Source organism: Tenacibaculum sp. A30 (assembly GCF_051200845.1).
GTDB lineage: Bacteria > Bacteroidota > Bacteroidia > Flavobacteriales > Flavobacteriaceae > Polaribacter.
Genome location: NZ_CP195160.1, coordinates 1,849,264 through 1,871,817 on the forward strand (window position 1 = coordinate 1,849,264; position 22,554 = coordinate 1,871,817).

Here is a 22,554-nt window from a genome sequence, read left to right on the forward strand (position 1 = left end):
ACTTAAGCATTTTTATTCACAATAGTTGCGCTAGCTTGTGCTGTAGGATATACGATTAAATCTTCAATATTAACGTGATATGGACGTGTAACAACAAAATGAATAATATCTGCTATATCTTCAGGTTGTAGTGCTTTGTAACCTTGGTATACGGTTTTGGCTCTTTCAGTGTCTCCCTTAAAACGAACATCAGAAAATTCAGTTTCTACCAAACCTGGATGAATGGCACACACACGAATGTTATGTTGGTTTAAATCGATGCGCATTCCTTTATTTAAAGCGTTTACAGCGAACTTTGAAGCACAATACACATTTCCGTTAGGATATACATCTTTTCCTGCAATAGAACCGATATTTAAGATAAATCCGTTGTTGCGTTCAACCATTTGAGGAATCACAGCTTTTGAAACGTATAAAAGTCCTTTTACGTTTCCGTCAATCATAGCATCCCAATCGTCTATATTTCCGTTTTGAAAGCTGTCTAGTCCGTGTGCATTACCGGCATTGTTAATAAGAATGTCTATATGTTTAAATTCATCAGGTAAACTGTTGATTGCTTTTTTTACTTCATCGTTGTAGCGAACATCGAATTGAAGTATATGTACTTTGGTAAATTGAGAAAGTTCTTGTTGTAATTTTTGTAGCTTTTCAATACGTCGGCCACAAATAATTAAGTTGATGTTATTTTTAGCAAAAAGTTGAGCGGTTGCCTTACCAATACCTGAGGTTGCTCCTGTAATTAAAGCAGTTTGTTGCATGGTGTTTTGTTTTGTATAAAGGTAACCTTTTTTATGTTAAGCAACTATTAATACCACTTCTCCATTAAAATTATACGATAAAAAATTATTCTTTTCCGTTTATACTTCAAAATAAAATAAAACCATAGCTATGGCTATGCCTTGATTTTCTTTCTCGTCTAAACAAAAAATACCTGCTTTTTATTTAGTGTAATTTCAATTAAGAACTGGTATAAAATGAAAAACCGCCCCTTGCGGAGCGGTTCCTTTTAGTTGGCTACTACACCAACCAAAAATCAACTAACCAAACTTTATTTTTACTTCCTTTTCGGAACTGTTTCTCTTTCTATCTTAGTACGTTTTCTACCACTATTCCTTACAGCTGGTTTAGTACTAGTGGGACTTTCACTTTTTTTGTATTGTATAAATCCTCTACCAGAAAAAACATAGGTTCTTTGAGAATTTACATGATACAGTTCTATCTCACCATCATTAATAACGGTTAAGTCAAATTCTTCAGTATCTCCGTTATCATAATTAAGTGTTAAATATTTTAAGTTCTGTTCGCCTTGAACATTACGGACGATATAACTTCCCTTAAAATCCCAATTAATATTAGCAACATTTGTGCCAAAAGGATCGTGAGATGAATAGAATGTCACATCATTTTCTGGAGTAAACTGTAAGTAATTTTCATAATCAAAAGGGTTATCAGCACCTGCTACAGATTCTCCAGTTTTTTCCCAAGCTATATACTCTTGTAAAAAGTATTCAATATTATCATAAAATAACATGTCATAATCAAATTGATTTCTTTGGTATCCAACCAAATAGTAACTTACGTTTTGCGATAAGTCATCAATTCGAATTCTATTATCTGAAAGTTGTACTACCTCAAATTCAAAATATCCATCTATATCGTGTCGAGTTTCTAATACAGTTCCGTAAGTTCCATAGCTTCCAACTGCAATTCCTAAACCGTTTCCTGTATGACCAATATCAACAATATTGTTGTTTGCATACATGGTTCCGTTTAAAAAGGAAATGGTAAATGCTCTTGATAAAAATGGAACATCGCCTGTACCTGTTGTTTTGTGATAATCTACATACCATAAATCATAACTCGAAATATATTCACGTAATGAAAAACCATCATCTCCAAACCCATCATGTACAATTTCATTTCTTACAACACACGAAGTAAGTGTTACGCTACCAACAAGTAGTACTAAAAGTAATTTTATACGTTTCATAAGCTTTCGTTTTATGGTTATGCTTATGAGTTTTCAAATTACGTGCCAAAAATAAAAAACACCTCTTTTGGAGGTGTTTTTTATAGTTACGTTTAACAGATTTACTGCATAAAAATCTTTTTTTTCTTTTCGATATTTTCCACTTTTGCATAGTGAATTTTATCACCAATTGTATACGAAACCATAGCTTCATTTTCTTTCAATTCAAAAGGAAATTTTTCTGTAGGATTATTCGGTGTATTACCAAATTCCTCTTTAGGATCTGCATGTAAAATCAAGTCTTTTCTATCTTCATCTGATGAGGTTTTGTAACGTGCAGCAATATATTGTTTATCGTTATGTTGCTCTATTACTGCATTAGTTATTCTGTTTTGAAAGTACACATTTTTAAAATCAACAGGCTCTTTAGCAGTAAAATTGATAATTAAATTAGTAGAATTATAACTGCCTTTTACACCTCCTGTAACGTGAGCATAACTTGCTGATTCTATTTTAAAAGGATGATTGTTTTCCATTTTTACACTTGCGCATTGTGTTAGACTAAAAGCTAAAATTAAGATTCCGATTAGTTTCATCTGTTTAAATTTTTTATTGTTTTTAATTGGTCAGATGTAATTCGCCATTAAACAGTTCTATTAGTAAAAAGAATTGCGATGGCTCATTTCATAGAGTTGTTTTTTTAATGTTTAAATTTAGGCATTCAAGGAATGTGCCAAGTCACAAATATAATCAGTTTTATATGATGTTGAATTTCAGTTATTGGGAGCTAAAAGAGTGGTTTACAACTGTAGATTTTACTGTAGTTGGTAGTGGAATTGTAGGGTTAAATTGTGCGTTACAGTTGCGAAAAATGCATCCGAAAGCAAAAATTATAATTCTAGAAAAAGGAATGTTACCGCAAGGAGCTAGTACCAAAAATGCTGGTTTTGCTTGCTTTGGAAGTTTATCTGAACTCATAGATGATTTAAACACACATACTGAAGAAGAAGTTGTTAGTTTGGTAAAAAAACGTTGGGAAGGATTACAGTTGTTACGAACAACTTTAGGTGATAAAAACATCGATTTTCAGCAAAATAAAGGATACGAATTATTTTTAACGACAGAATTGTACGAATCGTGTTTAGCACAGAAATCGAAGATAAATGAATTATTAAAACCCTTATTTTCTTCGGAAGTTTTTAAGGTTGATGACAATAAGTTTGGTTTTCAAAATATTCATCAACAGTATATAACTAATCAGTATGAAGGACAAATTGATACTGGAAAAATGGCAGCTAAATTGTTAGAAAAAGTAGTGTCTTCAGGAATTAAAATCGTAAACAATATTCAGGTTAAAAATTTTATTGAAAACAACGAACAAGTTGAGGTTGAAACTAACCAAATTACATTTAACACTAAAAAATTATTTGTAGCAACTAACGGATTTGCGAATCAGCTTTTGAATGAAAATGTACAACCCGCTAGAGCACAGGTATTAATTACAAAGCCGATTAAAAATTTACACATCAAAGGAACTTTTCATTTAGATAAAGGTTATTATTATTTTAGAAATATTGATGATAGAATTTTGTTTGGAGGTGGTAGAAATCTCGATTTTAAAGGTGAAGAAACTACCGATTTTGGGCAAACAGCAATTATCCAAAACAAATTAGAAGAAATTTTAAAAACAACTATTTTACCAAATACAGAAGTTAAAATAGAGCATAGATGGAGTGGAATAATGGGAGTTGGAAATCAGAAAAAAGCGATTGTAAAGCAACTTTCTAACAATGTATTTTGTGGTGTTCGTTTAGGAGGAATGGGAGTTGCTATAGGTAGTTTGGTAGGGAAGGAGCTTGCGGAACTTTTAGATTAACACTATTTCATCTGAAATAAAAAGAATGAGTATAAAAGAAGAATTATACAAACAATGTGAGTCGTATGTAAATAAGCGTTTACAAACGGTGGAAGAAACAATAGCTTCTCATCAAAAAAGCTTGCAATCTGAAACAAAAAGTTCTGCTGGAGATAAACATGAAACAGGACGAGCAATGCTTCAGTTAGAAATGGAAAAAGCAAGTCAACAACTTAGTGGAATTGCTCAAATGAAAGAGGTCTTAGCAAAATTGAAAATAGACTCCACTTCAGAAGCAGCTTGTTTGGGCAGCGTGGTGGAAACTTCTACTACAAATTATTTTATCAGTATGAGTGTAGGTTTACTAACGGTTGATAATAAAAAATACTTTGCTATCTCACCTTCTTCACCTATTGGAAAGCTAATTTTAGGAAAAAAAGTAGGAGAAAGCTTCGATTTTAATGGAGCGAAAAACACGATTAAAAAAATTTTCTAAAAAAAGTAGGGTAAATTAAAACCTAATTGTTTTATATGCAGGAAAGGTTGTTATAACCAAGAATAGAAAGAGAAAACTACAATACACTTTTATCTTTTGGTGTTTAATACGGTAAGAGTGTATTTTTTTAAGAAACAAATTTATTTTAAGATAGTTGAGTAATAATTATGAGATAGTTATTATTGGTTTAAACAGCCTTTTTTAATTTAAAAAAGGCTGTTGTTTTTTCCTCAATATTTTCTTGATGATTTATAAAAATTGATTGGTTATCGTAAACTACTTCTATCAACCAATATCCTCCTTTAAAATAAGATTTTACCACAGTTCCTTTTAAATTTGAAGGCTCATCAACAATTTGTAGTTGATTTGGGTATAACAACATGGTTTGATTGTTAATTGAAATTTCATTTACATCATCAAATAACGAAGCCACATATTTTTCTTTAGGATGTTGGTATAAGTTAGAAGGACTGCCATATGCAAGTACTTGATGATTTCGGATTACCATCATGTTGTCGGCAAAAGATAAAGCATCGTTTCCGTCGTGGGTAGCTACTATACAAGCGATGTTTTTCTTTTTTAGGTAAGCGAATAATCGTCTACGTAACGAGTTTTTTTTGAAATTATCTATCTGACTAAAAGGTTCATCTAACAATAACAACTCAGGTTCTTTGGCTAATGCTCTAGCAATAGATACTCGTTGTTGCTGACCACCACTTAAATTTTTTACCTTTTCGTTGGCAAGCTCTGTCATTTCAATAACTTCTAAAAGTTCTTGAGTTCTTTCTTCTGCTTCTTTAGGATAAAATCGTGATAAGAATTTTTTAATATTCTCACTTACCGAGGTAAACGGCATTAAATCAAAATCTTGTGCTACGTACTTGAAAAATTCCATTCCAGGAACCAAGTGATGTTCTGGGCCTAAAATTTGAGTATCATTCCAAAATAAATCTCCTTTATCAACATCTAACAAACCATAAACGATTTTTAAAAGAGTCGATTTTCCGCAACCACTTTCACCCATAACACACAAATGTTCTCCTTTTTGTAAGGTGAAATGGATGTTTTCTAAGGTTTTTTCTTTTGAAGGATAGGTAAATGAAATATTGTTTACTTGTAGCATAAATGCAAAAGTAACGGATTAGCAGGAAACAAAAAACCGACACTTTCGTATCGGTTTATATTTTTAAGCGCTTCTTTCTACAAAGCGAATAATACTTTTGGCGATATCTTTTCCTGTGGCTTTTTCAATACCTTCTAAACCAGGAGAAGAGTTTACTTCTAAGATTAACGGACCTCTATCTGACTGCAACATATCTACACCCGCAACACCTAATCGCATTGCTTTAGCAGCTTTTAAAGCAGCATTTTCTTCTTCATCAGTTAATTCTATGATTTCAGCGGTTCCACCTCTGTGTAAATTCGATCTAAATTCACCTTCTTTACCTTGACGTTTCATAGCACCTACAACCACACCATCAACTACAAATGCACGAATATCAGCTCCTTTTGCTTCTTTAATGTATTCTTGAACGATTACACGAGCTTGAAGGCCGTTAAACGCCTCTAAAACCGATTCAGCAGCTTTTTTTGTTTCAGCTAATACAACTCCTAATCCTTGTGTTCCTTCTAGTAATTTAATGATTAAAGGAGCACCTCCTACTTTTTTTATAATTTCAGAAGTGTCTTTAGAATAATTGGTAAAAACAGTTTTTGGCAACCCTAAATTTGCTCTAGACAATACTTGTAAACTACTTAATTTATCTCTAGATCTCACTAAGGCTTGTGACTCTACAACCGAAAAAACTTTCATCATTTCAAATTGGCGTACTACAGCAGTACCATAAAAAGTAACTGAGGCCCCGATACGAGGTATAATAGCATCTACATCAGTTATAAGCTCATGGTTGTATACAATAGCAGGTTTTCTTTTTTCAATAATTAAATCACATTTTGTATGATCTAACACCAGCATTTGATGACCTCTTTTTTCTCCTGCTTCTACTAAACGTTTTGTTGAATATAATTTTGAGTTTCTAGAAAGAACAACAATTTTCATGTGTTTGTTTTTACTGTTTTTTAATAGTCATAATATAACCTTTCTTAATGAAAATAATCAAGCAAATATTTTATTTAATGATTATTTAAATTACACAGGTTTCATTTTATTTTTCTTTTGACGTGATGTTTTTTTGTGAAACATCAACGATAAATTTTTTATTTAAAAATTTTCTACCAATTAAAACTGGATAGGTCATTTTACCTCTATCAGATAAAGATAGCTTTATTTTATATTTTTTATCGAAAAAAACAACAGATGTTGATACCACATATCTTTTTTGTTTTTTACCGTTTGAGCTCCGTATACTTTTAACTTGATACTTGTTGGTTTGTAGCAATTTATTATTGTATTTTTCTGTTTTCGGACACAATAATATAAATTCTAACACGCCATCTTTTTCTTTAATATGCTTACAATGTATCGCAGAAGTATAGGCACCCGTATCTATTTTAGCAGGCAAATCTTCAATTTCCCAGTTTAAAAAGGATATTTTTTCAACTCTTCCTATTAGTTTCATAAGATAAAAAGTTAAGGAGGGCGAATTACTTACTATTTTTTGAAATACGCAATACCCAATTATCTATTTATTAAAAATAAAAAAACCAGTGCTTACACACTGGTTTAAAGGTACTTATTTTTTTGTTGAATTTACCAAATTCTAACGCGATCTTCTGGTTTTAAGTACATGTTATCTCCTTCTTTCACATCAAATGCTTCATAGAAAGCATCAACATTTTTAAGAGGCATGTAGGCTCTGTATTTTCCAGGAGCATGTGGATCTGTCATGATTTGGTTTTTTAAAGCTTCATCGCGTACTTTAGTTCTCCAAATTGTTGCCCAAGAAAGGAAGAAACGTTGCTCAGGAGTATACCCATCAATGTTTTCAGGACGACCATTTTTTTCTAAGAAAATTTGTAATCCTTCATAAGCAGCTTGTACACCACCTAAATCACCAATATTTTCACCTAAGGTAAATTCACCATTTAAGTTCATACTGTCAATAGCAACAATGTCACTAAATTGCTTTATTAATTTACTTCCTGCTTCTTTAAATTTTTCTGAATCTTCTTCAGTCCACCAGTTTTTTAAGTTTCCATCACCGTCAAAACGAGCACCAGAATCATCAAAACTATGTGAAATTTCGTGACCTATTACTGCTCCAATTCCACCATAATTTACTGCTTCATCAGCTTTGTAGTTGTAGAAAGGAGGTTGTAAAATTGCTGCTGGAAAAACGATTTCGTTGTTTACTGGGTTAAAGTAAGCGTTTACTGTTTGAGGAGACATTCCCCACTCGGTTCTATCTACTTCTTTACCTAATTTAGCCATATCTTTTTCAAAGTTCCATTTACGAACGTTAACGGCGTTGTCAAAGTATGTACCTCCTTGCTCTAATCCTTTTACTTGTAAAGTAGTGTAATCTTTCCACTTATCAGGATATGCAATTTTAACAGTTAATTTGCTTAATTTTTCTAAAGCTTTTTCTTTAGTTTCAGCACTCATCCAAGGTAATTGCGCAATACGTTTTTCAAAACCTAACATTACGTTATCAATCATTTCCTTAGCTTTTTGCTTTGCTTCTGGCGGAAATTTCTCGTCAACATATAATTTACCTAAAGCTTCACCTATTGCACCGTTTAAATTAGCTAAAGCACGCTCATTTCTTGGTTTTTGTTGTTTAGCTCCACGCATTTCTTTGCTATAAAACTCCCAATTAGCTTTTTCTAAATCGGTAGATAATAAACCTAATGAGTTGTTAATTGCATTCCAACGTAATACTAATTTAACATCTTCAATAGGAGCATTTTTTAATACTTCGTTCATAGCTTTGAAGTATTTAGGATCGGTAACGATAACTTTTTCGATATTTTCAACACCAATTCCTTTTAAATGTGCTTCCCAATCAATTACTGGAGCTAATTCAGATAATTCAGCAATAGTCATAGGGTTGTACATTTTACGAGTATCTCTACGCTCTTCTTTAGTCATCATTGGCTCAGCTAAACTTTTTTCAAAAGCAACAATAGTTGCTGCATTTTTCTTAGCTGTTGCTTCGTCATCACCAAATTCTTGTAACATTTTTGCTACAAACACTTGATATTTTTCAAGTTTGTCTTTTACTTTTTCATCTACATAGTAATCTCTAGATAAACCAAGTCCATCAGCTCCCATATAACCAGCATTCATGCTACTGTTTTTAAGGTCGTTAAATACCCCAAAACCGTAAAAACCACCACCACCGTAAGGAGCCATGTTGGTAATATATGTTTGTACGTCGTTTAAGTCTTTAATTTCCTCAATTTTTTGAAGAAAAGGTTGTAAAGGTGCTTTACCAGCGTTGTTTCTAGCTACGGTATCCATGATAGTTTCGTAGTAGTTTACCGCTTTTTCTTGATCAGAATCTATTTCGTTTCCTTCAGCATCTTTTATTTTTTCGAAGTTTCCTTCTTCAATCGCTTTGTTTAAGATGGCTAATACATCTTTGGTAGTGGTTTTTCTTAATTGATTGAATCCTCCCCAAGAAGTTTCATCAGCTGGAATTTCAGTTTTATCAACCCAAGAACCGTTTACATATCTAAAGAAATCGTCCGTTGGTTGTACCGAAGTATCCATGTTTTCTAAAACAATTGCCTGTACTTTTTCTTCAGGCTTTTTGTCTGTTTTACAAGCAACGACTCCTAAAGAAGCAACTGCAGTTGTAAACAACATTTTGTGAATGGTTTTCATTTTTTGTGATTTTTGATTGAATCTTATATTTAACAAACTACCTCGAGGTTTTGCCTCGAGGTAGTAAATTTACTCTAATAAGAGTGTGTTTTTATAAAAGTGTTACAGTTTTTAACTCTTTATTTCTGATTTTTGAGCATTTGGTAACGATTCAAACCCCATATTGAATAAAGTGAACCCGAAAATATCGGCATATTGCTCAATAGTTTTAGCTACAGGAGTTCCTGCTCCGTGACCCGCATTTGTTTCAATTCTGATTAACACAGGATTATTTCCTTGTTGCTTGTCTTGTAATTCAGCAGCAAATTTAAAACTATGTGCAGGCACTACACGATCGTCATGATCACCTGTAGTTACCATAGTTGCAGGATATTGAACACCTTCTTTTACATTGTGTACTGGTGAATATCCTTTTAAGTAGTTAAACATTTCTTCACTTTGTTCAGAAGTTCCGTAGTCATAAGCCCAACCAGCTCCAGCTGTAAAGGTGTGGTAACGTAACATATCTAATACTCCAACAGCAGGTAACGCTACTTTCATTAAATCAGGACGTTGTGTCATCGTAGCTCCTACTAATAAACCTCCGTTTGATCCTCCTCTAATTGCTAAGTAATCAGATGAAGTATAGTTTTCTTTAATTAAGTATTCAGCAGCAGCAATAAAATCGTCAAATACGTTTTGCTTTTTTAACTGAGTACCTGCATCGTGCCATTTTTTACCATACTCTCCACCACCACGTAAGTTTGGTACAGCGTATACACCACCTTGCTCCATCCAAACAGCATTAGCAATACTAAAACTTGGAGTTAAAGAAACATTGAATCCACCATAACCATATAAAATAGTTGGGTTTTTACCATTTAACTCTAATCCTTTTTTATAAGTAATAATCATAGGAACTTTTGTTCCGTCTTTTGATGTATAGAATACTTGCTTGCTTTCATAGTCCTCTGCGTTGAAAGAAATAGCAGGCTTCCAGTATAATTCATACGTTCCGTCTTCTGGATTGAATTTGTAAGAAGAACTTGGCGTGTTGTAGTTTGTGAAAGAGAAATATAACTCTTTAGCCTCAGTTTTTCCACCGAAACCACCAGCAGTTCCTACGCCTGGTAATTCAACCTCACGGATTAATTTTCCGTCAAAATCGTATTGTACTACTTTAGAAACAGCATCTACCATATATTTAGCAAAGAAATATCCACCTCCAGTTGAAGGAGATAATACATTTTCTGTTTCAGGAATAAAGTCTACCCAGTTTTCAGGTGTTGGGTTTGAAGCATCAACAGTAACAATCTTTTTGTTAGGAGCGTTTAAGTTAGTAACTAAGTATAATTTACTTCCTCTACTGTCAATAACATCTGTATCGCTATCAAAATTATCAATGATAGGGGTTAACTTGCTATTTGGATCCGTTAAATCTTTGATGAATAACTTGTTTCCAGAAGTTGAAGTTGAAGCAGAAATTAATAAGTATTTATTGTCTTCAGTTAAGTAACCACCTACATAACGGTGCTTTTGTTCTGGAGTAGCTCCAAAAATAACTTCATCAGAACTTTGAGGAGTTCCTAATTTGTGGTAGTATAATTTATGTTGATCAGTTTTTGCTGATAACTCACTTCCTTTTGGCTTATCGTAGCTAGAATAGTAGAAACCTTCGTTTCCTTTCCAAGCAATTCCAGAGAATTTTACATCAACTAAAGTATCTCCTTTAATTTCTTTAGTTTCAGCATCCATTACAATTACCTTTCTCCAATCACTTCCTCCTTCAGAAATAGCATAAGCTACTGTTTTTCCATCTTTAGTAAAGCTGATTGATCCTAATGAAGTAGTTCCATCTTCAGCAAAAGTATTAGGATCTAAGAAAACTTCTTCTTTCCCGTCTTTATCTTTTCTATAGATAACGTATTGGTTTTGTAATCCGTCATTTTTATAGAAATAAGTATAATCTCCTTCTTTAAATGGCGTTCCTACTTTTTCGTAGTTCCATAATTCAGATAAACGTTCTTTTAATTGTTTGCGGTAAGGAATTTTACTTAAATAATCGAAGGTAACTTCATTTTCAGCTTTTACCCAAGCTTCAGTTTCAGCACTTCTATCATCTTCTAACCAACGGTAGTTGTCAGTTACTTTGGTACCAAAGTATTCATCTACCACAGGCTTTTTAGCTGTTTCAGGGTAATTCACACTAATATCGTTTTTAGATTGTTTTTCTTCTTTACAAGAAACTAAAATAGCTCCTGCGCAAATAATGGGAAGAAGGATTCTTTTCATGATTTAAAAATTGGTTAACTGGATCAAATTTAGAAGAAAAACGATGACAACAATTCTTTTTAAGATGAATTTAACAAAAATGCCACTGAAAGTTATTGAAATAAAAACGACTACCTTTACATAAATATAATAGATAAACATGACAGAGAATTTAAATAAGGAAACATTCTTTAAGAAGGTTTTTAATTATGAAGAGAATAAAGAGTGGAAGTTTGAAGGAGAAATTCCAGCAATTATTGATTTTTATGCCGATTGGTGCGGGCCATGTAAAGCTTTGGCTCCTGTTTTAGAAGAGTTGAGTAATGAGTACGAAGGAAAAATCAATATTTATAAAATAGATACTGAAGCTGAACAAGAATTATCAGCTGCTTTTGGTATTAGAAGTATTCCGTCGATGGTATTTTGTCCAGTAGGAGAAGACCCTCAAATGGCTCACGGAGCGTTACCGAAAAAACAGATAGAACAAATAATTTCAGATGTATTAAAGGTTGAAAAATAAGCCCTTTTTTACACTAAAATGAGAAGTTAAAAAGTGATGCAATTAGTATCACTTTTTTTTATGTGCAAACACCAAACAAGAAACTCAGTGAGTATCACTGTTTAAGCGATTTTTTGGTTTTTAAGTGTTTGTTTTTAAGTTTTTTATGACAGGAGTTGGTTTTGTTAAAATCAGCAAAAAAATCCATTTTGTTAAAAACTTCAAGGGATTTGTGAATAAGTAAATCTTTCAATTTTTAGCAATTTTTTCAATCTTTGTTTCTCCCTCAAAGCGAGAAAAAAATAACACACTAAAAGAGCTAAAAAAGCATGGCATCTATTGAACCAATTTTACAAGAAAATAAAGACAGATTTGTAATTTTTCCAATCCAACATAACGATTTATGGGAGTGGTATAAAAAACAACAAGCTTGTTTTTGGACTGCAGAAGAAATTGATTTACATTCAGACTTAAATGATTGGAACACCAAGTTAACAGATGATGAGCGTTACTTTATTAAGCACGTTTTAGCATTTTTTGCAGCATCTGATGGAATTGTAAATGAAAATTTAGCAGAAAACTTTGTAAATGAAGTTCAGTATTCAGAAGCAAAATTCTTTTATGGTTTTCAAATCATGATGGAAAATATTCATTCTGAAACCTATTCATTATTAATTGATACTTACATTAAAGATGAAGAGGAGAAAGACAGGTTGTTTAAGGCAATTGATGTTTTTCCTGCCATTAAAAAGAAAGCTGACTGGGCATTAAAATGGATTGAATCTGATTCGTTTGCTGAGCGTTTAATTGCTTTTGCTGCGGTAGAAGGAATTTTCTTCTCAGGATCATTCTGTTCAATTTTCTGGTTAAAGAAACGTGGGTTATTACCTGGGTTAACCTTCTCTAACGAGTTAATTTCTCGTGATGAAGGTATGCACTGTGATTTTGCGGTACACTTACACAACAATCACTTAGTAAACAAGGTACCAAAAGAAAGAATTAAAGAAATTATTATTTCTGCTTTAGATATTGAAAGAGAGTTTATTACTGAATCACTTCCAGTAAGTTTAATTGGTATGAACGCAACTTTAATGACACAATATTTAGAGTATGTAACTGATAGATTATTACTTGAATTTGGTTGTGAAAAAGAGTACGAGTCTACTAACCCATTTGATTTCATGGAAATGATTTCATTAGAAGGAAAAACTAATTTCTTCGAAAAAAGAGTATCAGAGTACCAAAAAGCCGGAGTAAAATCAGGAGGTACAGGAAGCATCAGCTTTGATGCAGATTTTTAGGAACCAATAAGCTGCTATTCCCCTACATGCAGTATTACTCAGCTAAAGCACAGTAAACGTGCTTTAGCTTATATATTGTTTCAACAAGAAACAAATTAAAATTAACATTTTACAAGTTGCCTAACGAAGGATGTTTTGGCGACGCTATTAACCAACTAAAAACCAATATCAATATGTATGTAGTAAAAAGAGACGGCAGAAAAGAGCCTGTGATGTTCGATAAAATCACAGCAAGGGTTAGAAAAATGTGTTACGGATTAAACAATATCGTTGATCCGGTTAAAGTAGCAATGCGTGTTATTGAGGGATTGTATGATGGGGTAACTACCTCTGAATTAGATAATTTAGCGGCTGAAGTAGCTGCAACAATGACAACCGCGCATCCAGATTATGCAAAACTAGCAGCAAGAATTGCCGTATCTAACTTACATAAAAACACTAAGAAGTCATTTTCTGAAACAATGACTGATTTGTATGAATATATCAATCCGCGTACAGGAAATAAAGCGCCATTATTAGCTGATGATGTATATAAAATCATCATGGATAATGCGGATAAATTAGATTCAACAATTATTTACAGTCGTGATTTTAACTACGATTATTTTGGTTTTAAAACATTAGAGCGTTCTTATTTATTAAAGTTAAACGGAAACATTGTTGAGCGTCCACAACAAATGTTAATGCGTGTTGCTATTGGTATTCATAAAGAAGATATTGATGAAGCGGTTGCTACATACGAATTGATGAGTAAAAAATATTTTACCCATGCAACACCAACCTTATTTAACTCAGGTACGCCAAAACCACAAATGTCTTCTTGTTTCTTATTACAAATGCAAGATGATAGTATTGATGGAATCTACGATACGTTAAAGCAAACTGCTAAGATTTCTCAATCTGCAGGAGGTATAGGTCTATCTATTCACAATATTCGTGCAACAGGATCATACATTGCAGGTACTAACGGAACATCAAATGGTATTGTACCAATGTTACGTGTTTTTAACGATACTGCTCGTTATGTAGATCAAGGAGGAGGAAAGCGTAAAGGTTCTTTTGCAATGTATTTAGAGCCTTGGCATGCTGATATTTATGACTTCTTAGACTTAAAGAAGAACCACGGTAAAGAAGAAATGCGTGCGCGTGATTTATTCTATGCAATGTGGATTTCTGATTTATTCATGAAACGTGTACAAGAAGATGGTGAATGGACGTTAATGTGTCCACACGAATGTCCACATTTATATGATACGTATGGTGAAGAGTTTGAGCGTTTATATACAAGTTATGAAGCTGCTGGAAAAGGAAGAAAAACTATTAAAGCGCGTGATTTATGGGAGAAAATCTTAGAATCACAAATAGAAACAGGTACTCCGTACATGTTGTATAAAGATGCAGCAAACCGTAAGTCTAATCAAAAGAATTTAGGAACCATTCGTTCTTCAAATTTATGTACTGAGATTATGGAATATACTGCAGAAGATGAAGTTGCAGTATGTAACTTAGCGTCGATTGCAATTCCAATGTTTGTTGCCGAAGATGAAAATGGAAACAAATTCTTTGATCACCAAAAATTATTTGAAGTAACTAAAAAAGTTACACGTAATTTAGATACAGTAATCGATCGTAACTACTACCCAGTAAAAGAAGCTGAAAACTCAAACTTCCGTCACCGTCCGGTAGGATTAGGAATTCAAGGGTTAGCAGATGCTTTTATCATGTTACGTTTACCATTTACTTCAGAAGAAGCTAAGAAATTAAATCAAGAAATTTTTGAAACCTTATATTTTGCAGCAGTTACATCATCTATGGAAGTTGCAAAAGCAAAAGGAGCCTATTCAACATTTGAAGGATCACCAATGTCGCAAGGAGAATTCCAACATAATATGTGGGGAATTAACGATGATGAATTAAGTGGTCGTTGGGATTGGGCGAAGTTGCGTAAAGAAGTGAAAAAACACGGAGTTCGTAACTCTTTGTTAGTAGCACCAATGCCAACTGCATCTACTTCTCAAATTTTAGGAAACAACGAAGCATTCGAACCATATACTTCTAACATTTATACTCGTAGAGTATTATCAGGTGAGTTTATCGTGGTAAACAAACACTTATTAGAAGATTTAGTAGAGTTAGACTTATGGGATAACAATATGAAAGAAGATATCATGCGTGCAAACGGATCTATCCAACATATTGATGCTATTCCACAAGACTTAAAAGATTTATATAAAACGGTTTGGGAAATGAGTATGAAAGATATTATTGATATGGCACGTCATAGAGGATATTTTATCGATCAATCTCAATCGTTAAACTTATTTATGCAAGATCCAGACTTTGCTAAGTTAACGTCAATGCACTTCTATGCTTGGAAATCTGGATTAAAAACAGGAATGTACTATTTACGTACAAAATCTGCAGTAAACGCGAAGCAATTCACGTTAAATGTAGAAAAGAAAGAAGAAGACAAGCCAATGAGTACAGATGAATTTAAAGCGATGGTAGAAGCTTCTAAAAATGCTGAGGGACCAGACGATTGTTTAATGTGTGGATCTTAAGAATTTGTTTTAATTATTCATTAAAGATTGCTGAGCGTAGTCGAAGCAAAATTAAAAGTGATAAAGAGAAGTCGAAAGGCTTCTCTTTTTTGTATTTTCGAAAAAATTTATTTGATAATGAACTGGGAACAACTCCTTTCTTTAAAACGTTTTGGTGATACCCAAAAACGTGAACGTGCAAAACAAGACGAAACCCGTTTAGGTTTTGAGGTAGATTTTGATAGAATTATCTTTTCATCGGCTTTTCGTAGCTTACAAGATAAAACACAGGTAATTCCGCTATCTAAAACTGATTTCGTTCATACACGTTTAACGCATAGTTTAGAGGTTTCTGTTGTAGGTAGAACTTTAGGTCGAAGAGTAGGAAAGGAGCTGTTAGAACGCCATCCAAATTTAAAAGAGTTAGGATATACCTTTAACGATTTTGGAGCGATTGTCGCCGCAGCATCGGTAATGCATGATATTGGGAATCCGCCATTCGGTCATTCAGGAGAAAAAGCCATTGGAGAGTATTTTAAAACAGGTAAAGGACTTCAATATAAAGAGCAACTTACCGATTTAGAATATCAAGATTTGATTGATTTTGAAGGGAATGCCAACGGATTTAAAATCCTTACAGAAAGCAGAGAAGGTATTGAAGGAGGTTTACGTTTGTCGTATGCAACCTTAGGAGCGTTTTTAAAGTATCCAAAAGAGAGTCTTCCTAAGAAACCAACCAAGCATATTGTCGATAAAAAATACGGCTTCTTTCAGTCTGAAAAAACTGCTTTTTCTGAGATTGCTGAAGATTTAGGTTTGTTAAAAAAAGAATCTGAAGGAATTTCTTATTACCGTCATCCATTAGCGTATTTGGTAGAAGCTGCGGATGATATTTGCTACACAATTATCGATTTTGAAGATGGAATAAATCTTGGCTTAATTGAAGAAGATTATGCCTTAGAGTACATGATTAAGTTGGTAAAAGATACGATTGATAGTAAAAAATACCATTCATTACAACATCAAAAAGATCGTGTAAGTTATTTACGTGCTTTAGCAATTGGCGTGTTAATAAATGAAGCTGTTACCATCTTTTTAGAAAATGAAGAGACTATTTTAAACGGAACTTTTGATAAAGGTTTGTTAGACAAGTGTAAATACGAAGCACAGATTAACGATATCATCAAAATAAGTGTTGATAAAATTTACCGAAGTAAAGAAGTGGTTGAAAAAGAAGTAGCTGGCTATAAAATCATTGCTGATTTACTAAATGTTTTTGTAACAGCACTTAATAATAAGTTTGATAACAAACAGTCAAACTACGATAAGTTGGTATTGAACTTACTTCCAGAGGAATACCAACAAGAGAGAGAAAATTTATATGACAGAATTATGCAAGTGTGTAGTTATATTGCAGGCTTATCTGACGGATATGCCATTCGATTACACAGAAAATTAATGGGATATATTAGTTAGAAAATGTTAAATAGTTGGTTTTTTGATTAAAATTTAACGGGTTTAACATATTATTGCTAAAAATTAATAGGGTAAAGTAAAAGTTGCCTGTTATACTAGTCATTAACCACTTTATTATGAATAAAAAAATACTTTTTTTTAGCTTTTTAACTATAGCTATATGTAGTGTTGTTTTTAAAGTTTCAGTTAATAATGAAACAGAGATTGACAAACTAAGAAAACAGCATGCAAAAATCTTACAAGAACATCCTTTTCAAAAAACGGGAAACCTACCTAAGAAAAAAAGAAAAGCACAGGGGCTACCTCCTAATGCTTATTTTGAACAGAAATATTTGAGTGAAATTAACCCTAGTACAGGAAGAACACACAAAGAAAATGTTTACAGACTTCAAGAGGAATTAAACAAACGAAGAATTGGACGAAAAGTACCTGGTGATGCAGATAATGCTTGGGTAGAAAGAGGACCCGATAATGTTGGAGGAAGAACCAGAGCTCTTTTATTTGACCCTAATGATGCTACTAAAGAAACCGTTTTTGCAGGAGGAGTTAGTGGTGGTTTGTGGAAAAACTCAAATATTTCTAATTATAACCAAAAATGGGAACGTGTTGGAATTCCAGAGAACTTAGCAGTGTCATGTATAGCTGTGGACCCAAATGATTCAAAAATCTTTTATGTAGGAACCGGAGAATCTTATGTAAATGGAGATGTAAACGGAGACGGTTTATGGAAGTCTATAGATGGAGGAAACACGTGGAACAAAGTATTAGGAGGGGTGACAGGAGAAACCTTTCTAGATACAAATTCTAAATTAACAATTAATTCACCTGCCGAAATAGGAGGAGATTATGTCTCAGTATTAACAACTGCTTTTGGAGGTGATATTACAACACCTATTACAAAAGATTTAGTTTTAGTTATAGACGGTACAGTTCCAACAGAAGATGGTTGCGATGCTATTACAAATGCAGCAGAATTAAATGGAAAAATAGCAGTTATTAGAAGAGGAGCTTGTAATTTCTCAGCAAAAGCAAAAAATGCTCAAGATGCGGGAGCAGTAGCTGTAATTATAGTAAATAATGTAAGTACAGCACCTTTTAACATGGCTGCAGGAGATGGGTCGGAAGCAGTAACTATTCCTGCAGTAATGATAAACCAAGAAATAGGTGATGCTATAATAACGAAGTTATCTAAAGGTTCTGTAAATGGAACGTTAACAAAATTAAAAGAGGATGCGACAAACTCGACTATAGTTCCAGGAATACAGCACATAAACGATATCGTAGTAAGAAATAATGCTGGAGTTTCAGAAGTTTACGTTGCGGTAGGAGAAGCAGGATATACGGGAGAAGTTTCATTAGGAGGAGACAGTTTTGGAGTATACAAGTCTGTCGATGGTATAAATTTTACTAAAATAAACCTTCCTAAAACCTCTGGAGGTAATCAGTATGAGCCAAATAATTTAGAAGTTGCAACTGATAACTCTATTTATCTTAGTACTACAAGAAGTTTCACTTTTAGTGATGGTGGAGGCGCTATCTTTAAATCCACTGATGGAGATAATTTTAACCTTATATATTCAATAAATAATGGGGTTCGAACCGAGATTGCTGTATCTCCAACTAATGCAGGAACAGTATATGTTTTAGCAGAAATTTATGATTCGGAAACACCTGTTAAAATATTAAAAACAACAAATGGTTTTGCTACTGTAAATGAAACAGCATTACCAAATGATGCAGATACAAATATTGATGCAAATGATTTTACGAGAGGTCAAGCTTTTTATGATTTATTGATAAAAGTTGACCCAAATAATGAAAATACAATTTACGTAGGTGGAATAGACTTATTTAAATCAACAAATGGAGGAACAACATGGACTCAATTATCTCATTGGTACGGAGGGTTTGGAAAACAATATGTACATGCCGATCAACATGGGTTAGCATTTGCTTCTTCTGATAGGATGGTTTTTGGTAATGATGGAGGAGTTTACTTTTCTAATAACTCAGGAATTACGATAAGTGCGAGGAATAATAACTATAATACACTACAGTTTTACACAGTTGGTGTAGCACCAACAACGGCTTTTGATGGAAAGGAGTACTTTTTAGCAGGAGCTCAGGACAATGGAACCCAATTAATCGAAGAAGCATCAGAAGGAATTAATAGTTCAGAAGATGTTTCAGGAGGTGATGGAGCGGCTAGCTTTTTTGATACAGATGGAACTGATAAATATTATATAGTTAATTATGTATATAACCAAGCAATTGCATTAAAAAACTTAGCAAATAATCAGGAAATAATTATTAACGAAGAAGAAAGTTCGAATGGAGATTTTATTAATCAAGAAGAATTAGATTCAAATCTAAATATCTTATACTCAAACTATTCTTCAGTAGGTAATTATGTTGTTAGGAGATACTCTAATATATTATCTAACTCTGTAGCAAAACAAAACTTATCTAATTCGTTAATGAATAGTGAGCCATCTGCATTAAAAGTTTCCCCCCATACAACAACTTCAAGCAAGTTATATCTTGGACTAAAAAATGGAAAACTATTAAAGGTTGAAGAAGCAAATTCAGGTTCAGGAACTTGGTCAGAAATTACAGGTCCAGAGTTTGTTGGTTCGGTTTCCGATATTGAATTTGGTAAAACTGAAAATCAAATTTTTGTTACGATGCACAATTATGGGGTTAAAAATATTTGGTTTTCTAACGATGGAGGAGCTAATTGGGTAAACAAAGAAGGAGATTTGCCAGATATTCCAGTAAAAGCAATATTACAGAATCCATTAAGTCAAAATGAAGTAATTATAGGTACAGATTTAGGTGTTTGGAAAACAAAGAATTTTAATGATGCTTCTCCTAACTGGACTCAATCATACAATGGTATGAGTAATGTGCCTGTTTTAGATTTAGATTTAAGAAATGACAATACTGTTTTTGCAGCTACGTATGGTAGAGGTATTTTCTCAGGAAAATTTACCATTGACCCTAACGGAGATATAGACGGTGATGGTGTGTTAAACGGAGTTGATAACTGCCCTAATACAGCAAACCCAGACCAAGCAGATGTTGATAATAATGGAATAGGTGACGTATGTCAAGATACCGATGATGATGGTATTATTGATATTGAAGACAATTGTCCTACAACAGCAAACCCAGATCAAGCAGATGCAGATAAAAATGGGGTAGGAGATGCATGCCAAGATACCGACAAAGATGGAATTATGGATGATGTAGATAACTGTTTAACAACAGCAAACCCAGATCAAGCAGATGGTAATAAAGATGGTGTAGGTGATGTTTGTGATACTAGTTATAAAAATAGAGACAATGTTTCTGTAAAGACAATATCAGAAACTTGTACAAATCAAAATGATGGGAAAATAATAGTAAATGTTAAACAAACGTTTGTAAGCTATACAGTAACCGTTAAAGGCTCAGCAACAAATTTATCAAAACAATTAACAACAACATCAGCTACCTTTTCAGATTTAGCACCAGGAAACTATGAAGTATGTGCAAAGGTTAATGACAGAGATGATTACACTCAATGTTTTGAGGTAAATATTAAAGCATCTAACCCTGTATCGTTAAAATTAGCTAAAAATGAAGCATCTCGAAATTACACGGTTAATGTAATATCAGGAACAGCTCCATATTCTGTGTATTTAAATGGAAATTTATTAGACACATTTAATAGTTCTACATTTGATGTAAACACTAGTGAAGGAGGAGTTTTAGAGGTTAAAACAGCAAAAGCATGTGAAGGAAAGTTTAATGTAGTTATCAATAATATTTTCTTGAAAAAGAACCCAGTTACAGAAACAATAGATTTGATGTTACCTGATAATGCACCTTCTAGTATAGAGGCTAAAGTATATAATATAAAAGGAAAATTGATTCTTGAAGGAAGATTTGAAAAGCAAGGAAACGAACTGTCAATCCCTTTTAATGGATTTAATTCAGGAACATACATACTTAAAGTAGGAAACGATAACACAAACACATTTAAAGTATTAAAACAATGAAAAAAGTAATAAAAACAATCGCCTTATTTTCACTTCCTTTACTTGTGGCTTGTGGTGGAGGAAGTAAAGAACCAGTAAATGAAGCACCAACTACGGTAAACTTAGTATATCCTACGCAAAATTTATTATGTATTGATAATACGATTGCTTTTGATTGGAGTGATGCTACAGACCCTAACAATGATAACGTTCGTTATAATGTTGAAGTAGCAAAAAACCGAGAGTTTACTAATGAATTAAAAGCACAAACAGTAAATAGCTCTCAAGTTTCAATTACTTTAGAGAAAGGTGTAGCCTATTATTGGAGAGTAACAGCTGTAGATAGCAAAGGAAAAGAAGGTACTTCTTCAGCTACTTATGCTTTTTATACAAAAGCAGATGGAGAGAGCAATATAGCACCCTTTACGGCAGAATTAGTGAAACCAGCAGACGAGGACGCAGTGGATGAACTAACGGTTACTTTAGAGTGGAAAGGAGCCGATTCTAATACAGGAGATACCTTAACCTATGATGTTTATTTTGGTGAAGATGCAACTCCAACAACGTTAAAAGAAGAAGGTATAAGCACCACTAGTGTAGAGGCAACTGTCGAGTCAGGAAAAACTTACTATTGGAAAGTAAATACAATTGATAATGCAGGAGCAAAATCGATTGGGCAAATATGGAGTTTTACAGTAAAATAAAACAAGAGTTTAGAATAAAAAACGACGCTGAATAGCGTCGTTTTTTATTGAACTTATTTATTTAAATACTTTTCTGCAACTTTTTCAAGTTCATCGTACCAATTCTGACCAAACTTTCTAATTAAAGCTTGTTTTACAAATTTGTATACAGGTACTTGCAGTTCTTTTCCTAAAGAGCAAGCATCATCACAAATTTCCCATTTATGATAGTTTACTGCAGCAAACTCACTATAATCTTTTACACGAACAGGGTATAGGTGACAAGAAACAGGTTTTTTCCAGTCTACAATTCCTTGGTTATAGGCTTCTTCAATAGCACACAAGGCAGTTCCTTTATCATCAAAAATAACATAAGCACAATCGGCATCATTGATTAAAGGAGTTTCTAATTCTCCAAAATCGCTAGTTATCCAAGTTCCTTGTTTTTCAATAGCTTCAATACCTTCTTTGCGTAAAAAAGGTTTAATTTTAGGATAAATTTCTTCCAATATTTTGGTTTCTTCTTTTTCTAACGGAGCACCTGCATCACCATCAATACAACAAGCACCTTTACAAGCAGATAAGTTACAGACAAACTCTTTTTCTATAAGATCTTCTGAAACGATGGTTTTTCCTAATTGAAACATAAAATGTATTTAAAGTTGGAAGTTTAT

General features: G+C 33.1%; 17 protein-coding genes. 8 read left to right on the forward strand and 9 right to left on the reverse strand.

Features of this window, described 5'->3' with window-relative positions; translation table 11 throughout:
• Positions 1 to 2: 2 nt before the first annotated feature.
• From ACR9ES_RS08870 to ACR9ES_RS08880, 3 genes are all read right to left on the reverse strand, one after another.
• Positions 3 to 758, reverse strand: a complete 756-nt coding sequence (locus ACR9ES_RS08870) for an SDR family NAD(P)-dependent oxidoreductase (RefSeq protein WP_435253955.1) — start codon at positions 756 to 758, stop codon at positions 3 to 5.
• 296 nt (positions 759 to 1,054) lie between these two features.
• Positions 1,055 to 1,990 (reverse strand): hypothetical protein, encoded by a 936-nt coding sequence (locus ACR9ES_RS08875; RefSeq protein ID WP_435253956.1) that lies wholly within the window; start codon positions 1,988 to 1,990, stop codon positions 1,055 to 1,057.
• A gap of 101 nt (positions 1,991 to 2,091) precedes the next feature.
• On the reverse strand, positions 2,092 to 2,565 hold the full coding sequence (locus ACR9ES_RS08880) for a hypothetical protein (protein ID WP_299005124.1): 474 nt from the start codon (positions 2,563 to 2,565) through the stop codon (positions 2,092 to 2,094).
• A 170-nt stretch (positions 2,566 to 2,735) separates the two neighbouring features.
• Here ACR9ES_RS08880 and ACR9ES_RS08885 point away from each other — a divergent pair, with 170 nt between their 5' ends.
• Both ACR9ES_RS08885 and ACR9ES_RS08890 read left to right on the forward strand, forming a co-directional pair.
• Positions 2,736 to 3,845 (forward strand): NAD(P)/FAD-dependent oxidoreductase, encoded by a 1,110-nt coding sequence (locus ACR9ES_RS08885; protein ID WP_435255639.1) that lies wholly within the window; start codon positions 2,736 to 2,738, stop codon positions 3,843 to 3,845.
• Between the two features lie 25 nt (positions 3,846 to 3,870).
• Positions 3,871 to 4,320 carry a 3-oxoacyl-ACP synthase gene (locus ACR9ES_RS08890; protein WP_435253957.1) on the forward strand — a complete coding sequence of 150 codons (450 nt, stop codon included), beginning with the start codon at positions 3,871 to 3,873 and terminating at the stop codon, positions 4,318 to 4,320.
• A 187-nt stretch (positions 4,321 to 4,507) separates the two neighbouring features.
• Here ACR9ES_RS08890 and ACR9ES_RS08895 read toward each other — a convergent pair whose 3' ends face one another.
• The 5 genes from ACR9ES_RS08895 to ACR9ES_RS08915 form a co-directional block, all read right to left on the reverse strand.
• Entirely contained in the window at positions 4,508 to 5,443 is a 936-nt protein-coding gene (locus ACR9ES_RS08895; protein ID WP_274634116.1) for an ABC transporter ATP-binding protein, read from the reverse strand.
• A gap of 63 nt (positions 5,444 to 5,506) precedes the next feature.
• Positions 5,507 to 6,379 (reverse strand): 30S ribosomal protein S6--L-glutamate ligase, encoded by an 873-nt coding sequence (gene rimK, locus ACR9ES_RS08900; RefSeq protein ID WP_274634117.1) that lies wholly within the window; start codon positions 6,377 to 6,379, stop codon positions 5,507 to 5,509.
• 106 nt (positions 6,380 to 6,485) lie between these two features.
• Complete coding sequence (locus ACR9ES_RS08905; RefSeq protein WP_274634118.1) at positions 6,486 to 6,899, reverse strand: ATP-dependent zinc protease family protein; 414 nt, start codon at positions 6,897 to 6,899, stop codon at positions 6,486 to 6,488.
• Between the two features lie 131 nt (positions 6,900 to 7,030).
• Positions 7,031 to 9,109 (reverse strand): M13 family metallopeptidase, encoded by a 2,079-nt coding sequence (locus tag ACR9ES_RS08910; RefSeq protein WP_435253958.1) that lies wholly within the window; start codon positions 9,107 to 9,109, stop codon positions 7,031 to 7,033.
• Positions 9,110 to 9,220: 111 nt separating this feature from the next.
• Complete coding sequence (locus tag ACR9ES_RS08915) at positions 9,221 to 11,380, reverse strand: prolyl oligopeptidase family serine peptidase (protein WP_435253959.1); 2,160 nt, start codon at positions 11,378 to 11,380, stop codon at positions 9,221 to 9,223.
• A gap of 139 nt (positions 11,381 to 11,519) precedes the next feature.
• Between ACR9ES_RS08915 and trxA the strand changes: the two genes are divergently transcribed.
• The 6 genes from trxA to ACR9ES_RS08945 all read left to right on the forward strand — a co-directional run bounded on the left by trxA (position 11,520) and on the right by ACR9ES_RS08945 (position 21,901).
• Positions 11,520 to 11,879 carry a thioredoxin gene (gene trxA / locus ACR9ES_RS08920; RefSeq protein WP_435253960.1) on the forward strand — a complete coding sequence of 120 codons (360 nt, stop codon included), beginning with the start codon at positions 11,520 to 11,522 and terminating at the stop codon, positions 11,877 to 11,879.
• A 308-nt stretch (positions 11,880 to 12,187) separates the two neighbouring features.
• Positions 12,188 to 13,159, forward strand: a complete 972-nt coding sequence (locus ACR9ES_RS08925; RefSeq protein WP_274634122.1) for a ribonucleotide-diphosphate reductase subunit beta — start codon at positions 12,188 to 12,190, stop codon at positions 13,157 to 13,159.
• A gap of 173 nt (positions 13,160 to 13,332) precedes the next feature.
• Positions 13,333 to 15,720, forward strand: a complete 2,388-nt coding sequence (locus ACR9ES_RS08930) for a ribonucleoside-diphosphate reductase subunit alpha (RefSeq protein WP_435255640.1) — start codon at positions 13,333 to 13,335, stop codon at positions 15,718 to 15,720.
• A gap of 117 nt (positions 15,721 to 15,837) precedes the next feature.
• The gene (locus tag ACR9ES_RS08935; RefSeq protein WP_435253961.1) at positions 15,838 to 17,175 is read left to right on the forward strand and encodes a deoxyguanosinetriphosphate triphosphohydrolase; all 1,338 of its coding nucleotides are present in this window, start codon (positions 15,838 to 15,840) and stop codon (positions 17,173 to 17,175) included.
• Positions 17,176 to 17,291: 116 nt separating this feature from the next.
• A complete protein-coding gene (locus ACR9ES_RS08940; protein WP_435253962.1) occupies positions 17,292 to 21,218 on the forward strand; it encodes a thrombospondin type 3 repeat-containing protein in 3,927 nt (1,308 codons plus the stop codon).
• On the forward strand, positions 21,215 to 21,901 hold the full coding sequence (locus tag ACR9ES_RS08945; RefSeq protein WP_435253963.1) for a hypothetical protein: 687 nt from the start codon (positions 21,215 to 21,217) through the stop codon (positions 21,899 to 21,901). Before ACR9ES_RS08940 ends, ACR9ES_RS08945 begins: the two co-directional genes overlap by 4 nt.
• A gap of 53 nt (positions 21,902 to 21,954) precedes the next feature.
• On the opposite strand, the gene ACR9ES_RS08950 is transcribed toward ACR9ES_RS08945, so the two are convergent.
• Positions 21,955 to 22,527 carry a DUF3109 family protein gene (locus ACR9ES_RS08950; RefSeq protein WP_274634559.1) on the reverse strand — a complete coding sequence of 191 codons (573 nt, stop codon included), beginning with the start codon at positions 22,525 to 22,527 and terminating at the stop codon, positions 21,955 to 21,957.
• Positions 22,528 to 22,554: the final 27 nt, after the last annotated feature.

What these genes read in the sequence shown, in the direction of transcription:
- ACR9ES_RS08870 (WP_435253955.1), bottom strand. Translation starts at nt 758, where the DNA reads ATGCAACAAACTGCTTTAATTACAGGAGCAACCTCAGGTATTGGTAAG.
- ACR9ES_RS08875 (WP_435253956.1), bottom strand. Translation starts at nt 1,990, where the DNA reads ATGAAACGTATAAAATTACTTTTAGTACTACTTGTTGGTAGCGTAACA.
- ACR9ES_RS08880 (WP_299005124.1), bottom strand. Translation starts at nt 2,565, where the DNA reads ATGAAACTAATCGGAATCTTAATTTTAGCTTTTAGTCTAACACAATGC.
- ACR9ES_RS08890 (WP_435253957.1), top strand. Translation starts at nt 3,871, where the DNA reads ATGAGTATAAAAGAAGAATTATACAAACAATGTGAGTCGTATGTAAAT.
- ACR9ES_RS08895 (WP_274634116.1), bottom strand. Translation starts at nt 5,443, where the DNA reads ATGCTACAAGTAAACAATATTTCATTTACCTATCCTTCAAAAGAAAAA.
- rimK (WP_274634117.1), bottom strand. Translation starts at nt 6,379, where the DNA reads ATGAAAATTGTTGTTCTTTCTAGAAACTCAAAATTATATTCAACAAAA.
- ACR9ES_RS08905 (WP_274634118.1), bottom strand. Translation starts at nt 6,899, where the DNA reads ATGAAACTAATAGGAAGAGTTGAAAAAATATCCTTTTTAAACTGGGAA.
- ACR9ES_RS08910 (WP_435253958.1), bottom strand. Translation starts at nt 9,109, where the DNA reads ATGAAAACCATTCACAAAATGTTGTTTACAACTGCAGTTGCTTCTTTA.
- ACR9ES_RS08915 (WP_435253959.1), bottom strand. Translation starts at nt 11,380, where the DNA reads ATGAAAAGAATCCTTCTTCCCATTATTTGCGCAGGAGCTATTTTAGTT.
- trxA (WP_435253960.1), top strand. Translation starts at nt 11,520, where the DNA reads ATGACAGAGAATTTAAATAAGGAAACATTCTTTAAGAAGGTTTTTAAT.
- ACR9ES_RS08925 (WP_274634122.1), top strand. Translation starts at nt 12,188, where the DNA reads ATGGCATCTATTGAACCAATTTTACAAGAAAATAAAGACAGATTTGTA.
- ACR9ES_RS08930 (WP_435255640.1), top strand. Translation starts at nt 13,333, where the DNA reads ATGTATGTAGTAAAAAGAGACGGCAGAAAAGAGCCTGTGATGTTCGAT.
- ACR9ES_RS08935 (WP_435253961.1), top strand. Translation starts at nt 15,838, where the DNA reads ATGAACTGGGAACAACTCCTTTCTTTAAAACGTTTTGGTGATACCCAA.
- ACR9ES_RS08940 (WP_435253962.1), top strand. Translation starts at nt 17,292, where the DNA reads ATGAATAAAAAAATACTTTTTTTTAGCTTTTTAACTATAGCTATATGT.
- ACR9ES_RS08945 (WP_435253963.1), top strand. Translation starts at nt 21,215, where the DNA reads ATGAAAAAAGTAATAAAAACAATCGCCTTATTTTCACTTCCTTTACTT.
- ACR9ES_RS08950 (WP_274634559.1), bottom strand. Translation starts at nt 22,527, where the DNA reads ATGTTTCAATTAGGAAAAACCATCGTTTCAGAAGATCTTATAGAAAAA.